This is a genomic window from Clostridium sp. CAG:265, from assembly GCF_000436575.1.
GTDB classification, from domain to species: domain Bacteria; phylum Bacillota; class Clostridia; order Clostridiales; family Clostridiaceae; genus Clostridium; species Clostridium lentum.
The window spans coordinates 52825-69016 of sequence record NZ_FR886581.1; the positions used below are offsets into that span (position 1 = coordinate 52825).

15 protein-coding genes, 1 riboswitch and 1 other annotated feature are annotated in these 16192 nt (G+C 29.5%); of the genes, 13 read left to right on the plus strand and 2 right to left on the minus strand.

The genetic code is table 11. The annotated features are described in order from the left end of the window. Nucleotides 1-210: 210 nt before the first annotated feature. From Q5O29_RS01525 to Q5O29_RS01560, 8 genes are all read left to right on the plus strand, one after another. Nucleotides 211-1920 carry a peptide ABC transporter substrate-binding protein gene (locus Q5O29_RS01525; protein ID WP_022211264.1) on the plus strand — a complete coding sequence of 570 codons (1710 nt, stop codon included), beginning with the start codon at nucleotides 211-213 and terminating at the stop codon, nucleotides 1918-1920. A 74-nt stretch (nucleotides 1921-1994) separates the two neighbouring features. Next, a complete protein-coding gene (locus Q5O29_RS01530) occupies nucleotides 1995-2948 on the plus strand; it encodes an ABC transporter permease (protein WP_302631566.1) in 954 nt (317 codons plus the stop codon). Nucleotides 2949-2960: 12 nt separating this feature from the next. Next, a complete protein-coding gene (locus Q5O29_RS01535) occupies nucleotides 2961-3878 on the plus strand; it encodes an ABC transporter permease (protein WP_022211266.1) in 918 nt (305 codons plus the stop codon). Between the two features lie 12 nt (nucleotides 3879-3890). Next, complete coding sequence (locus Q5O29_RS01540) at nucleotides 3891-4937, plus strand: ABC transporter ATP-binding protein (RefSeq protein ID WP_022211267.1); 1047 nt, start codon at nucleotides 3891-3893, stop codon at nucleotides 4935-4937. Further along, nucleotides 4937-5905 (plus strand): ABC transporter ATP-binding protein, encoded by a 969-nt coding sequence (locus tag Q5O29_RS01545; RefSeq protein WP_022211268.1) that lies wholly within the window; start codon nucleotides 4937-4939, stop codon nucleotides 5903-5905. The genes Q5O29_RS01540 and Q5O29_RS01545 overlap by 1 nt, the downstream gene beginning before the upstream one ends. A gap of 21 nt (nucleotides 5906-5926) precedes the next feature. Then, on the plus strand, nucleotides 5927-6280 hold the full coding sequence (locus Q5O29_RS01550; RefSeq protein WP_022211269.1) for a hypothetical protein: 354 nt from the start codon (nucleotides 5927-5929) through the stop codon (nucleotides 6278-6280). A 33-nt stretch (nucleotides 6281-6313) separates the two neighbouring features. Further along, on the plus strand, nucleotides 6314-6562 hold the full coding sequence (locus Q5O29_RS01555) for a GIY-YIG nuclease family protein (RefSeq protein ID WP_022211270.1): 249 nt from the start codon (nucleotides 6314-6316) through the stop codon (nucleotides 6560-6562). 162 nt (nucleotides 6563-6724) lie between these two features. Continuing rightward, nucleotides 6725-7468 (plus strand): response regulator, encoded by a 744-nt coding sequence (locus Q5O29_RS01560; RefSeq protein ID WP_022211271.1) that lies wholly within the window; start codon nucleotides 6725-6727, stop codon nucleotides 7466-7468. Between the two features lie 65 nt (nucleotides 7469-7533). Here Q5O29_RS01560 and Q5O29_RS01565 read toward each other — a convergent pair whose 3' ends face one another. Further along, nucleotides 7534-7755, minus strand: coding sequence for a (2Fe-2S)-binding protein (locus Q5O29_RS01565; protein ID WP_022211272.1), 222 nt, complete (start codon nucleotides 7753-7755; stop codon nucleotides 7534-7536). A gap of 189 nt (nucleotides 7756-7944) precedes the next feature. Continuing rightward, nucleotides 7945-8203, plus strand: a binding site (T-box leader). Between the two features lie 243 nt (nucleotides 8204-8446). On the opposite strand from Q5O29_RS01565, the gene ileS reads away from it, so the two are divergent. Continuing rightward, nucleotides 8447-11557, plus strand: coding sequence for an isoleucine--tRNA ligase (gene ileS, locus Q5O29_RS01570; protein WP_022211273.1), 3111 nt, complete (start codon nucleotides 8447-8449; stop codon nucleotides 11555-11557). A 137-nt stretch (nucleotides 11558-11694) separates the two neighbouring features. Continuing rightward, entirely contained in the window at nucleotides 11695-12693 is a 999-nt protein-coding gene (locus Q5O29_RS01575; RefSeq protein WP_022211274.1) for a LacI family DNA-binding transcriptional regulator, read from the plus strand. Between the two features lie 323 nt (nucleotides 12694-13016). Here the strand turns inward: Q5O29_RS01575 and Q5O29_RS01580 are convergent, their stop codons facing one another. Continuing rightward, nucleotides 13017-13202 (minus strand): hypothetical protein, encoded by a 186-nt coding sequence (locus tag Q5O29_RS01580; protein WP_022211275.1) that lies wholly within the window; start codon nucleotides 13200-13202, stop codon nucleotides 13017-13019. A 119-nt stretch (nucleotides 13203-13321) separates the two neighbouring features. On the opposite strand from Q5O29_RS01580, the gene Q5O29_RS01585 reads away from it, so the two are divergent. From Q5O29_RS01585 to Q5O29_RS01595, 3 genes are all read left to right on the plus strand, one after another. Further along, nucleotides 13322-13897: a nucleoside recognition domain-containing protein gene (locus Q5O29_RS01585; RefSeq protein WP_022211276.1), complete on the plus strand. Its 576-nt coding sequence runs from the start codon at nucleotides 13322-13324 to the stop codon at nucleotides 13895-13897. A gap of 12 nt (nucleotides 13898-13909) precedes the next feature. Continuing rightward, nucleotides 13910-14434 (plus strand): spore maturation protein, encoded by a 525-nt coding sequence (locus tag Q5O29_RS01590; protein WP_022211277.1) that lies wholly within the window; start codon nucleotides 13910-13912, stop codon nucleotides 14432-14434. A gap of 89 nt (nucleotides 14435-14523) precedes the next feature. Beyond that, complete coding sequence (locus Q5O29_RS01595; RefSeq protein ID WP_022211278.1) at nucleotides 14524-15780, plus strand: aminopeptidase P family protein; 1257 nt, start codon at nucleotides 14524-14526, stop codon at nucleotides 15778-15780. A gap of 67 nt (nucleotides 15781-15847) precedes the next feature. After that, nucleotides 15848-16023: riboswitch (Lysine riboswitch) on the plus strand. Nucleotides 16024-16192: the final 169 nt, after the last annotated feature.

Sequence of the window (16192 nt, forward strand, 5' to 3'; positions counted from 1 at the left end):
TTTGAAAAAATAATAGCGTTGTATAAATATTTAGTAAATTATTAACATATAAAGAAAAATATTGACAAGTTAATAAAGCAGATATAAAATATTACCAAATAAGTTAAAAATAAATATAAATAGGTAAAAATAGAAAAAGATAATATATTGTATTATTAAAGTGCATATATAACTTTTTACTATATATTTAAATTAATGGGGGGTATATTTATGAACAAAAAGAGAATTTTATCATTACTTTTAGCTAGTTCATTAGTAGTAACAGCTTTTGTTGGATGTGGAAGTAGTGAAGACGAAAGTAAAAATAATGGAGGTGCAAGCTCTTCTGATAGCCAGCAAGTATTAAATACTTTATATATGCAAGCGGCTACATTAGATGTTAATGATTGTTCTGATGCAGAAACAACTACATTACTAGGAGCTTTACAAGAAGGTCTTGTAAGAATTTATAACGATGGAAATGGAGATGAAATTAAACCAGCAGGGGCTGAAAGTTGGGATACTTCAGAAGATGGATTAACTTGGACATTCCATTTAAGAGATAATAAATGGTCAGATGGAGAGGCAGTAGTAGCTCAACATTATGTTGATTCAGTTTTAAGATTATTAAATCCTGATAATGCATTCCAATATGCTTTCTTTGCTTATGACATAGTTGGTGCAGAAGATTATAACTTAAATGGTGGTTCAGCTGATAATGTTGGAATAAAGGCTATTGATGATAGTACGTTAGAAATAAAATTAAAAGAAGCAGTTCCATACTTTTTATCTAAGTTACAATATACTGTATTTAAGCCAGTTAGATTAGATATAATTGAAAAATTAGGTGATAATTACTCAAGTGATTATAAAAATAATGTTTATTGTGGACCATTTAAATTAACGGAATGGGATAATATGAATAAAGAAGTACTTGTTAAGAATGATAGCTATTGGGATGCTGATAATGTTAAGTTAGAACAAATTAATGCAACATATATTAAAGAAATGGCTACAAGAGCTCAATTATTTGAGTCAAAAGAACTAGATAATATGGGGCTTAAATTAATTGAATATATTGATAAATACGATTCATTAGCAGATGAAGGAGATTGTCAATTAATAACGGGTAATGCACCTTCAGTATTTTATTTAGCATTTAACCAAGATAGTGAAAATGGAAATGGAATGTTAAAGAGTGCTAAGGTTAGAAAAGCAATTGGTTTGGCTTTAGATAGAGATGAGTATGTAGGAGAAATTAAGGGTAGATATAATGCAGCAGCAGGATATGTTCCTCTAGATGTTGATTTTGATGGAGATTTCTATAGAGAGCAAGTAGATGAACCATTAACAGATGACATTACTAAATATAATAACAATAGTGATGAGCTTAAAGCATTATTAAAAGAAGGTCTTGCTGAATTAGGACTTCAAACTGATGATTTAAGTCAATATACATTAACTTACCTATCACAAAGTGATTCTGAAGATGGTACTATTGAAAATGAATGGATACAACAACAAATTGAAACTAAGCTTGGAATAAATATTGATATTAAAGTTCAAAATGAATGGGCATTATTCATAGATATGTATAATAATCAAGAGTTTGATTTTGTGTTAACTGGTTGGTCAGCAGACTATGATGATCCAATGACATTCCTTGATATGTGGGTAACTGATGGTTCTAATAACCATACAGGATATGGAAGTGAAGAATATGATAATTTAGTAACTTCATTAGCAGGTGAAAATGATAATACTAAGAGATTAGAAACTTATTCAAAATTGGAAAATATTTTAGTTGATGAAGATGCAGTTATATCACCAATATTCTACTATGACACATATTCAGTAGTTCAAAACAATATTAAAAATCTACAATACCCAGAGTTTGGACCAAAAATAGAATTTAGATGGGCTTCAGTTGAAGATAAATAAAAATTAAAAAATAGAATTTAATGCATATCAGCTGAGCTGATATGCATTAATAAAATAAAGAGGTGTGAAAATTAATGACAAGATATATATTAAGAAGGTTTTGTGAGATGGTTTTAACACTTTTTCTTGTAGCTTCAGGAACATTTTTTCTATTATCAGCTGTTCCAGGTAATGCATTAAGTCAAAAGATCAATAAGCTGCCAGCTGCTACACAAGAAAGGGTTTTGGCAAAGTATGGTTATGATAAGCCTGTATTAGAAAGGTATGTAGTAACGCTTAAAAATTATATAGTAAATAGAGATTTTGGAGAATCTATTGTACAAGCAGGAGATACAGTTTCAGGAATTATTTCAAGTAAGCTTCCTGTTTCAGCAAGGCTTGGATTACAACAAATAGTAATAGGTGTGACACTAGGAATTCTTTTAGGAACAATAGCAGCAATGAAGCGTAATACAATAATTGATTACATAATTTTAGTTGGGTCAATGTTATTAAAATCAGTTCCTGTAATAGTTTTAGCTTTATTACTACAAAAATATCTAACTAAGGGAGCTGTTTTTGATTTCCCAATAGTAGGATGGGCTAGCGGTAAAGAATTATGGTTTGGTGGATGGAAATATACTATACTACCAACAATAGCTGGTGCAGGTATTTATCTAGCATATTATTGTAGGCTTACAAAAACAAGTATGCTTGATTGTATAAATCAAGAATATACACTTACAGCTAGATCTAAAGGTTTATCAGAAGCGAATATAGTACGTAAGCATGTGCTTAGAAATTCATTTATTCCAATAGTTACAGTATTACCAGTTACTGTTTCAGGGATAATGGAAGGTGCATTTTTCATTGAAAATGTATTTGCTATTCCTGGAATAGGTAAATACTTCATAAGTGCAGTAAATCAAAGAGATGTAGCAATAGTAATGGGATTAACTATATTTTCAGCAACAATTTATATAATAGCTATTTTTATAACAGATATATTATATACATTGGTTGATCCACGTATAAATCTAGCAAAGTAGGGGGACAAACTAATGGAAAAGGTAAAAGATAAGAGATTTGAATTAGTAGATTTGTCTAAATTAAATAGTGAAGAAGTTGTGAGACCTAATATAAGCTATTGGAAGGATGCTTGGAGAAGATTAAAAAAGAATCCAGTAGCAATGGTAGCTTTAGTAGTATTAGTGCTAGTGACAATTATTGCTATCATAGGACCTCATATTAAAAATTTAGATTATTTAACAATTGTTACATCAGCAAAAAACAAAGGACCAAGTTCAGAGTTTTGGTTTGGAACTGATAACTTAGGTAGAGATTTATTCACAAGAGTATGTATAGGTACTAGAAAGTCACTTCTTATAGCATTATTTGCTACATTAATTGATGTGGTAATTGGATGTTTATATGGAGGAATAATGGCTTATACTGGTGGCTATGTTGATGAAATTATGATGAGGGTAGTAGAAGTTTTAAACAGTATTCCTTATTTAATTGTTACATTAATAATAATAGTTGTTTTAGGAAATGGATATTTACCACTGATGATTGCCTTATGTATAACTGGATGGACAGGAACTGCCAGAATGGTAAGAGGTAAGGTACTTCAATTAAGAGAAAGTGAATATGTATTAGCAGCAGAAGCTTTAGGAGCATCTACAATGAGAATAATAATTAAACATTTATTACCTAACACAATTGGTCTTATTATTCTTGATGTTGCACAAACAATACCAGCAGTAATTGTTGCGGAAACATCGCTTGCATTCTTAGGATTAGGATTAACAACACCAAGATTTAGTTTAGGTTCATTATTATCATCTGGACAAGCAAGTATGTCTTTTTATCCATATCAATTATTATTCCCAACTATAGTATTAGTACTTTTAATATTATCATTTAATATATTGGGGGATGGGCTTAGAGATGCTTTAGATCCAAAACTTAGACAATAGGAGGAAGAAACTATGAACAATACAAATAATGAAAAGAAGAACACTCCAATGTTAGAGGTTGAAGATTTAAAGGTATCTTATCATACTTATGCAGGAGAAGTACAATCAGTTAGAGGAGTTTATTTTTCTGTAGATAAAGGTGAAGTTTTAGCTATTGTTGGAGAATCAGGTTGTGGTAAAAGTGTTACTTCAAGAGCCATAATGAGACTTGTTGAAGCACCACAAGGTGAAATTAAAAAATGTAGTAAAATACTTTTTAATGGTGAAAATATTTTAAATTATGATAAGAAAAAGATTAGAGAGTTTAGAGGTGGAGATTGTGCAATGATATTCCAAGATGCACTTACTTCTCTAAATCCAACAATGAAAATTGGTAAGCAAATAATGGAGAACTTAATTATTCATAGACATATGAATAAAAAGGCTGCAAAAGAAGAAGCAATAAAAATATTAAAACTTGTAGGAATTCCTAATGCTGAAAAAAGAATTAATCAATATCCACATGAATTTTCAGGTGGTATGAGGCAAAGAGCTATGATTGCTATAGCAGTTGCTTGTGAGCCTAAAATATTAATAGCTGATGAGCCAACAACAGCTCTAGATGTTACAATACAAGCGCAGATATTAGAGCTTATAAATGACTTAAAAGAAAGATTAAATACATCAGTAATATTGATAACACACGACTTTGGTGTTGTTGCAGGAATGGCTGATAAGATAGCAGTTATGTATGCAGGACAAATTATAGAAAGAGGAACTAAAAAAGAGATATTCTATAATCCTAAGCATCCATATACATGGGCATTATTAAATGCAGTGCCTAAGTTAGAATGGAAAGGGAAACAAATTCTTGAGACTATACCAGGAACACCTCCAGATTTAATAGCACCTCCTAAAGGATGTGGATTTGCTAAGAGATGTAAGCATTGTATGAATATATGCCTAGAAGAAGAACCGGCAGAATATAATTTTGAAGATGGACACGTTGCGAAATGTTGGTTATACAATGAAGAAGTTCCAAGCGCTGTTTTGGAATTAGCTATTGGAGGTAGAGATTAATGGGTAAAGAAGGAAATGTAATACTACAAGTTAAAAACTTAAAAAAACATTTTAAAGTTGATGGAGGTGCTACTTTAAAAGCAGTTGATGATGTTTCTTTCTTTGTTAGAGAAGGAGAAACTTTAGGGCTTGTTGGAGAGTCAGGGTGTGGTAAAACTACTTGCGGAAGAACTGTAATTGGAATGTATGATAAGACAGACGGGGAAGTTTTTTATAAAGGAAAAAGTGTTCATGGATTAAAAGGAAAAGATAGGAAGGACTTTACAAAAGAAGTTCAAATAATTTTCCAAGATCCATATGCTTCTTTAAATCCAAGAATGACAGTTGCAGATATTATAGCAGAAGGTATTGATATTCATGGACTTGCAAAAAGCAAGGGAGAGAGAAGTGAAAGAGTATATAAACTATTAGAACAAGTTGGATTAAATAAAGAACATGCCAATAGATTTGTTCATGAATTTTCAGGTGGGCAAAGACAAAGAATAGGTATCGCTAGAGCACTTGCTGTAGAACCAAAATTCATCCTTTGTGATGAGCCTATATCTGCCCTTGATGTTTCTATTCAAGCGCAAATAGCAAATATGCTTATTAAGTTTCAAAAAGAACTAGGACTTACTTATCTTTTTATAGCTCATGATTTAGCTATGGTAAAGCATATATCAGATAGAGTTGCTGTTATGTACTTAGGAAGTATGGTTGAACTTGCTGAATCGGAAGCATTGTATTCAAATCCTAAACATCCATATACTGAAGCCCTTATGTCAGCTATTCCAATAGCAGATCCAGATGTGGAGGAAAGCAGACAAAGAATAATGCTTGAAGGAGATGTACCAAGTCCAATAAACACTCCTCCAGGATGTAAGTTCCAAGGAAGATGTAGTAAATGTATGGATATTTGTAAGAAAGAATCTCCTTTATTTAAAGAAGTTGAAAAAGACCACTATGTAGCATGTCATTTATATGACTAAAATATAAGATAGGTGATACAAATGAAAAAGATAAGTGAACTATTTAAGGATATAGTTAGATGTATAGCTATTGGAATAACAATATCTGCAATTATATCCATAGCAATATCAATAATGTGTGTATTTATGTATAAAGGAAATATAGTTAATATTGTATGTGGAATAAAGACAGTGCTTATTTGTATTGGAGCATTTGGAATGATATTAGTAGCAATGCTTTTGATGAAAAAGAAGAAAGAAAAGCCAATGAAATATATTAATGAATGGAAGAAAAAATATAAAATCTTTTCATATGAAATGGTTATGTTATTTATTACACTAACAATATTAATTTGTGGGGGAATTATTGATTGGTTTTTATTTTATAAGTTATAATGTATATATTAATTAATTTAGGAATGATAGTAAATGAATTATGTATATATTTTAAGTTGTAGTGATAATACATTATATACAGGATGGACAAATGATTTAGAGAGAAGGATTAATGTTCATTCCAGTGGAAAGGGAGCAAAATACACTAGAGGAAGGCTTCCAGTAAAGCTGGTATATTTTGAGAAGTTTAATGATAAAAAGTTAGCAATGAAAAGAGAATATGCAATAAAGAGGTTAAGCAGAGAGGAAAAGCTTAAGCTTATAAAAGATTGGAATGTGTAATTAATGCACTTCCATCTTTTTTTATTAATAAATTAATGACAAGGTGTAAATAAATTTTAAAAAATATTTAGTAAGTAATTAAGATGTACGAATAAATAAGTGTAAAATAATTATTATAGAAAGAGGAGGCGGTTAGAATATTATATTCTAGCAAGAATTAAGATGAAGACTATTTTACATATTGAGCCAAGTGCCTTTTTTGTTGAAGTTATACGAAAGAAATTTAATGACAGTGAATACGAATATTTATCTACAGATAGTTATAATGAAGCTTTAATATTATTGGAAGAGTTTGATGTAGATTTAATTATTAGTTCTTTTGAAGGAAATGGTATGACTTGTGAAGAGTTTATTAAGAATGTAACTTATTCATATCAGGATATTCCAGTTTGCATTTTATCAGGAAATAAATTAAATTCTAATATGCAACAGTTTATGAATTTAGGTGTTATTCAATATATAGATAAAGAAGAGGTTAATGAAGCATTAATAAAATATATAGATAATATATTTAAGATGGATAAATATTTACAGATATTAAAAGAAAAAGAAATTGCAGTAATAGAAGATAGTCATTTTTCAAGGTTACATTTAAAAGATATATTTGATAGATATAAAATAAAATCAGTGAGATACTTTGAATCAGGAACAGAATTAGCAGAAAGTAAAAAGATTTATGATATATACCTTGTAGATTTAGTATTACAAGATGAGTTCGGAAAAAATATTATTGCAGAACTAAGAGAAAAAAGTGATGAATCATTAATTTTTGCTGTAACATCTTTAAATAATCCAAATCTTCTAGCTGATGTGATAGATAGTGGTGCTGATGATATAATAATTAAGCCAATAGAAGAAAAAATATTCATTGCAAAACTAAAATCATTCGTTAGAAAACTACAGTAGATAATTGATAATGGACAATTGAAAATTTATGAAGAAAGTCCTTAGGGACTTTCTTCAAAAAATTATTACATTGAATCTAAGTGCTCTGTAATTAACTCTTGAATCTTAGATCTACATCTACAGCCTTTGCAGCTACCAGTAGTTGCACCAGTTTCTTTAGCAACAGCTTCTACAGTGTGAGCACCATTTCTAATAGATTCCTTTATTTTAGCTCTTGTAATAACTCTACAAGGGCATGTTTTTGTCATTTTATCTAAAACTTGTTGTCTTAATTCATCATTTTCCATTTATAACTCTCCTAAATTTTAAATCTATCTTTATTAAAATTAAAGCATTTTTATATAATCTTTATTAAAATTAAAGCATTTTTATATAATATAGTCAATATTAAGTAATAACTATTATTTATATAAAAGAGATAAAATAATGTTAACATACTTAATTGACAATGAATAAAATAGTATAATATAATTAGTGTAATAACTATGAGTAGGAAAAGTATTTATATGGTATCTTTTAAGAGAGTGATTGGTTGGTGTAAAATCACAAGATAGTATAAGGAAAATCACCTAGGAGTTGGAGACTGAAAGCAAGGAATTGTAATTAAGTTTATCCCGTATATCTGCGTTAAAGATTAGGATATGATAGTATCTGAAGATAGAGACTTAATTTTTATAATATTTTAGAGTCTTTAAATAATAGGTGGTATAGCGAAAGTGAAACTTCGTCCTTTTATGGATGAGGCTTTTTTTATTTTTAGGAAAAATAAGTTAAGCGGCTGTGTAGCTAATGCAACAGTCCAGCTAAGAAGTTAGGATAGTAAGAAAATGAAATTATTTAAGAAAATTTTAGATTAAATCTTAACTAATTATTAAACTGATAATTTTTGTTAATACTAATACAAAGAAGAATAGTAGTAAATTTGGTAATTTAACCAATTAAATTGGTTTTATATAAAAATATGGAGAGGAGAAATTTATGTACAAGAAAGTTGAATTGCCACAAGGTTTTGTGGGAATGGAAAAAGAAATTGCAAACCTTTGGACTGCAAGAAATGTAATAAAGAAGAACTTTGATATGAATCAAGATGGTGAATATTTCACATTCTATGATGGACCTCCAACAGCAAATGGAAAACCACATATAGGTCATATCTTAACAAGAGTTATGAAAGATATTATTCCAAGATACAAAGTTATGAAGGGATATAAAGTTATAAGAAAAGCTGGTTGGGATACTCATGGTCTTCCAGTTGAACTTGAAATAGAAAAGAAACTTGGTATTTCAGGAAAAGAACAAATCGAGGAATACGGAGTAGAAAAATTCGTTAAGGAATGTAAGGAAAGTGTTTTTACATATGTTAGCATGTGGGAAAAGATGACTGAACAAATAGGTTACTGGGTTGATATGGAAAATCCATATGTAACTTATCATAATCCATATATTGAATCAGTATGGTGGGCATTAAAGCAAATGTGGGATAAAGGTCTTTTATATGAAGGACATAAAGTAATGCCATATTGTCCAAGATGTGGAACTGCATTATCTTCACATGAAGTTGCTCAAGGATATAAAGATGTTAAAGACTTAACTGCAATTGCTAAATTTAAAGTTGCAGATGAAGAGAATAAATATATCTTAGCATGGACAACAACTCCTTGGACATTACCATCAAACTTAGCTTTATGTATAAACAAAGCTTATACTTACATTGAAGCAAAAGTTAACGATGAGATATTAATATTAGCTAAAGATTTAGCTCCAAAGGTTTTAGGAGAAGATTTTGAAACAGTAAGAGAGTTCCAAGGAGCTGAATTACTTGGAACTAAGTATGAACAATTAATGCCATTTGGAAAAGTAGAAGGAAAAGCTTTTGAAGTAATTCATGGTGATTATGTAACATTATCAGATGGTACTGGTGTAGTTCATATTGCACCTGCTTATGGTGAAGATGATAGCTTAGTTGCTAAAGCTAATGGAATTACTTTCATAAACTTAGTTGATAAAGCAGGTAAGTTTGTTGAAGAAGTAACTCCATGGGCTGGTAAGTTTGTCAAGAAATGTGATGAAAGCATTTGTAAATGGCTTGAAGAAAACAACAAGTTATTCAAAGCTGAAAAACACTTACACTCATATCCACATTGTTGGAGATGTGATACACCACTTCTTTACTATCCTAAGGAAAGCTGGTTTGTTGCAATGACAACATTAAGAGATAAGCTTATAGAAAACAATAATAAAATAAACTGGTATCCAGATAATATAAGAACAGGTAGATTTGGTAAATTCTTAGAAAATGTTATTGATTGGGGTATTTCAAGAGATAGATATTGGGGAACTCCATTACCAATTTGGCAATGTGAATGCGGACATAAAGAATGTATTGGAAGTATTGAAGAGTTAAAGAATAAAGGTATAAATGTTCCAAAAGATATAGAATTACACAAACCATATATAGATGAAGTTCACTTAAACTGTCCAGAATGTGGTAAGGAAATGGAAAGAGTTAAAGAAGTTATTGACTGCTGGTTTGATTCAGGATCAATGCCATTTGCTCAATTACATTATCCATTTGAAAATAAAGAGTTATTTGAACAAAATTACCCAGCTCAATTTATTTCAGAAGCTGTTGACCAAACAAGAGGATGGTTCTATACATTACTTGCAATTTCAACGGCTGTATTTGATAGAAATCCATTTGAAAACTGTATAGTTTTAGGCCATGTTCTTGATAAGAAAGGCTTAAAGATGTCTAAGTCTAAAGGTAATGTTGTTGATCCGTTTGAAGTATTAGCTAGTGAAGGTGCAGATGCTACAAGATGGCATTTCTATACTGCAAGTGCTCCATGGCTTCCAACAAGATTCTCTACTGATGATGTATCTGAAGCAGGTAGAAAGTTTTTAAGCACATTATGGAATGTTTACTCATTCTATGTATTATATGCTGATTTAGATAAATTCAACCCAACAGAATATGCTGATTTCGTATCAGATAACGTAATGGATAAGTGGATTATGTCTAAATTAAACACATTAGTTAAAGACGTTGATGATAAATTAAACTCATATGATATAACTAATGCTGCCTTAGCAATAGAAGATTTCACAGATGAATTATCTAACTGGTATGTAAGAAGAAACAGAGCAAGATATTGGTCTGAAACATTAACAGATGATAAAATTGGTGCTTATGTAACATTATATAGAGTATTAACTACTTTAGTTAAAGTTTCAGCTCCATTTGTTCCATTCATTACAGAAGAAATTTATCAAAATTTAGTAGTTAATTTAGATCCTAAAGCAGAAGAAAGTGTTCACTTATGTTTATGGCCAGAAGTTAATGAAAAGGCAATAGATAAAAACTTAGAAGCTGAAATGGACTTAGCTTATAAGATAGTTAAGCTTGGAAGAAGTGCAAGAAATGGTGCTAACATTAAGAATAGACAGCCATTATCTAAGATGCTTGTTTCAACAGACTCACTTCCTGTATATTATGGAGATATCATAATTGATGAGTTAAATATTAAGGCTGTTGAATTTGGTGCTGACCTTTCAACTCACGTTAACTTTGAAATTAAACCTAACCTTCCTGTATTAGGTAGAGCGTATGGTAAGATGATACCTCAAATAAGAAAAGAAATTGGTGCTAGAAACCAAATGGAATTAGCTCAAACTATCCAAAATGGTGGAGTTGTTACTATCAATGTAGATGAAACTGAAATTGAATTAAATAAAGAAAATTTACTTGTAACAATGCAAGGATTAGAAGGATATGCTTTTGCTGGTGAAGGTTCTATAGGTGTTGTTCTTGATACTCATATTTCAGATGAATTAAGAGAAGAAGGTCATGTTAGAGAAATGATTTCTAAGATTCAAAACATGAGAAAAGAAAGCGGATTCCAAGTAGCAGATAAGATTAAGCTATACGTTTCTGATAATGAAATGTTAATGGACGTTATTAAGAAGTTTGCTGAAACTATTAAGAGAGATACTTTAACAGAAGAAATAATATTTGCAGCAAATAGAGAGTATACTGAAACAACAATAAATGGTGAAAAGCTAAATATGGCTGTGGAAGTTATAAAATAATAAATAATAATAAGTAAGGTAGGGATTAGTTATAATTCCTACCTTTTTTGAAAGAATATAAATATAGGGAATGAAAATGTTACAATTTAATGGTATAATAAATTAATTAAAAATTATGAAAATGGAGTGATGTTGTTATGGCTACATCTATAAAAGATGTTGCAAGGGAAGCGGGAGTTTCAATAGCTACGGTATCAAGAGTTTTAAATGATATAGATGTTGTTAATGAAGACACAAAGAAAAAGGTATTAGATGCAATAAAAAAATTAGGATATAGACCTAATATAGTTGCAAGAAGTCTTAAGACGCAAAAAACTAAGACTATAGGAATACTAGTGCCAGATATATCAAGTGGATTCTATCCTGAAATTGTTAGAGGTGCAGAAGATGTTGCGAATATATATGATTATAATGTAATTTTATGCAACTCTGATTTTGATTCAGATAAAGAAAAAGATTACTTAAGAGTATTAAAAGAAAAAATGGTTGATGGAGTTATTTATATGAGTTCATCATTAGAAGAAGAAACATTGAATATAATAAATGAGTTGGATTTAAAGACAGTTTTAGTTGAAACAAAAGATAATGAAGGAAGACTTCCAAGTGTATATATAGATAATATTGAAGCAACTTATGAAGCAACAAAACACCTTCTTGATAAAGGAATAAAAAATATTGCTTTCATTGGTGTTGATAAAAGTTCTGCAAACGCTTGGGGAGATAGATATATCGGATATAAAAAAGCATTAAATGAAGCTGGAATTACTATAGACGAAGATTTAGTTTATTTTGAAGGCTTAAAAGTTAAGAGTGGATACAGAGCATCAGAAAAATTCTTAGCTTCAGGTAAGAATTTTGATGGAATAATATGTGCATCTGATGAAATTGCCATGGGTGCTATAAATGGATTAAGAGAAAAAGGAGTTAACACTCCAGAAGATGTAAGTGTAATAGGATTTAATGATAATGTTGTTGCATCTTACTTCTATCCAAAATTAACTACAGTTAAACAGCCAAGTTATGATATGGGTTCTGTTGCTATGAGAATACTTATAAAAATATTAAATAATAAGCCATTAGAAGAAGCAGAATTTATTTTAAGTCATGAATTGGTGGAAAGAGAAAGCTGTAAATAAAAAGGAGCCTTGATAGGTTCCTTTTTATTTAATTTTTTTACAAAGAAAGTGATTATAATTTGTATATTATTATAAAATATAAATATTATATTGTAAAATTCCCAGTAATATGATAGAATGAAATCAAAGTGGTTGATAACGTTTACTAAAGTGAGTTGTAAGTGAGTATGCATTCAGCTATGTATAGGTATTATGATTGTTGAGAATTTATTGGGTAAAATTGAGGAAAGAGTGTCAAAACCATTTTAAAAATTTACATTTAGTAACGGATATTAATAAAAAAGGGGCTATAAAAAGTCCCTTTTTTATTATGTATTATTTAATTAAAGAATACCTTCTATCTTTAATAAATTTTCTAATTGTTGTACTTTTTCAGATAAAGCAACAAATTTTTGTTTTAAAACATCTTTTTCTAATGATTCATCATTAATGAAATTCTCTATATCTTCCACAGCTTTTAATGCTGCTTCAATATCTTCTTGTGCTAATTTTAAATTTCCTTCTTTCATTGGTGTATCTCCTTTTTAGGTAAAATATAGAATAAAATATATATTGATATCTTTATGGTATCACTAATAAAAAAGCTATGCAAGGCATATATTTTAATTATCTAAGGGGGGATTTTTAGATGATTAACTACATATGGTTTATTATGATTTTTTTAGGTTTATTGGTGAGTGTTTTATCTGGAAATGGTGAAACTATGTCTAATGATATTATTTCATCCATAGAAAGTACAGTAACATTTGTGGTGGGTCTTACAGGATTAATGTGTTTTTGGTGTGGAGTAATGAAGATAGCAGAAAAAAGTGGATTTACTGAAAAGTTAGCTAAAGTTATGAAGCCTATATTAAAATTGATATTTAAGGATGCAGCTAAAGATGAAAAGGCGTTAGGGGCTATAGTAATGAATATAACAGCAAATATGATGGGTCTTGGAAATGCAGCAACGCCTTTTGGAATAAAGGCTATGGAAGAAATGCAACGCTTAAATAAAGATAAGGAAAAGGCATCTAATGATATGTGTTTATTTTTAGTATTAAATGCAGCTTGTATACAACTTGTACCATCTACTGTTATTTCCATTAGAGCTACTGCGAATTCTAGCAATCCAGGTGTGATTATAATTCCTGCAATAATTTCAACGGCAATGGCATCTATATGTGGAGTGATTTGCTGCAAGGTTTTGCAAAAGTACTTTTAATTTGGAGGTAAAATGTTTAATTATATAACCAAAAGTATTATACCAATAATAGTACTTATAATAATAACTTATGGAATGATAAAAGGTAGGAAAGTATACCAATGGTTTGTTGAAGGTGCTAAGGAAGGGTTAAAGGTTTGTGCCAATATATTTCCATATTTATTAGCAATGATAGTGGCAGTGAATATATTTAGAAGCGCTAAATTATTGGATTTTGTTAATAATTTTATATCGCCTGTAGCAAGTATTATAGGTTTGCCAAAAGAAGTTGTTCCATTAGTACTAATAAAACCTTTATCTGGCAGTGGAGCTATGGGAATTTTTACAGATATATTGAATAATTATGGCGCTGATAGCTTTATTGGTCTTGTAGCATCTGTAATTATGGGGACAACAGAAACAATTTTTTATACTGTAACAGTGTATTTTGGTGCTATAAAAATAAAAAAAGTGCGTCATACTGTATGGGCAGCTGTTATGGCAGATATGATAGCGATAATTATGGCAATTTTAATGGTAAAGTTATTAATATGTTAAATTTCCCAATTGTGTAGAAATATTATAGCCTTTATGTTTTTATTTAGTTATAATGAAAATAAATAATTTCAAAAGAGGAGGATAAATATATGAAAGGACAATTCTATAAGGCAAAAAGACACAAGCTATTAGAAAAAGTTAAGGATAACTCAGTGATAGTTTTATTTGCAGGTAATGCACCAAAGAAAACTGCTGATGAAGCTTATCCATTCACACCAAATAGAAATTTTTATTATTTAACTGGTGTTCAAGAACCAGATCATATTTTATTAATGAGTAAGATAAATGGTAAAGAAAAGAATATTTTATTCATTAAAGATATAGATTTAGAACTAGAAAAATGGATAGGAAAAAGCTTAAGAGAAAATGAAGCTTTAGACATTGCTGGCGTTGATGAAGTTATGTTTAAGAGCACTTTTGAAGATTATTTTCATAGATTAATTTCAATGAAAGAAGAATTCAATTTATATTTAGATTTAGAAAGAGATACTTTTAATTCAATGAATAGTATTTCACAAATATTTGCTAAGGAAATAGTAAGTAAATATCCTCAAATTTCCGTAAGAAACATATATGCATCTATAGCAGCCTTAAGACTTATTAAAAGTAATGAGGAAATAGAAAATATTAAAGAAGCCATAAAAATCACTATAGCTGGCGTTGAAACATTAATGAAAAATGCACAAGATGGAATGAAGGAATATGAACTTGAAGCATATTTTGATTTTAACTGTAAAAGTAAAGGTGTTAAGGATTTAGCTTTTAACACTATTGCTGCTACAGGAAAAAATGCTACAGTTCTTCATTATGTTGATAATAATGCAGAAATGAAAGATGGAGACTTAATTCTTTTTGATTTAGGTGCACAATATAAATATTATAATGCTGATATTTCTAGAACTTTTCCAGTAAATGGTAAGTTCACAGCAAGACAAAAGGAAGTTTATAATGCGGTATTAAAAGTTAACGAAGAAATAATAAAGACAATTAAACCAGGTATAACAACAGCAGAACTAAATGCTAAGGCAAATGATTTATTAGGAGAGGCTTGTGTAAGTTTAGGTTTATTAGAAGATAAAAAAGATTTTAGAAAGTATTATTTCCATAGTATAGGTCATAGTTTAGGTTTAGATACTCATGATGTAATAATAGATAGAAACTTTACTTTTGAACCTGGTATGGTTTATACAGTGGAACCAGGTCTTTATATACCAGAAGAATCAATTGGTATAAGAATAGAAGATGACATTCTTGTTACAGAAGATGGGTCTATTAACCTAACAAAGGATATGATTAAGACAGTGGAAGAAATAGAAGATTTTATGTCAAGAAATAGAATAAATTAATTAAAGTTAAAAAATTCTATTGCATAATAAAAAAATAATTGTATAATATAAGTTGAAAAATGAATAACGTAAGGGTAGAGGCGCAATAATTATTAGTATTATTAATGAGGTAAGCACTATGATTTAGTAAGAAAGGAATTGTTGCCGAAGTATACAACTGATGCTTTAAGGTTGTATAGCTGGGGATGCATAAAATATATGTATCACTGTCACAAATTACATTTGTGGTGAGCTATCATTTGAGGAATTTTATGATTATTATAAGCCTTGAGTGTTAACTCAAGGCTTTTTTGTTTAAGATAGTTACTCTTAAGTGTATTCATTAAAATATGATAGTGTAAAGTTTTGCATGAAAAAATAGTCTATGGATAATTTTTAATAATAATTAAAAAATAACGTTAGAATTTAAAAG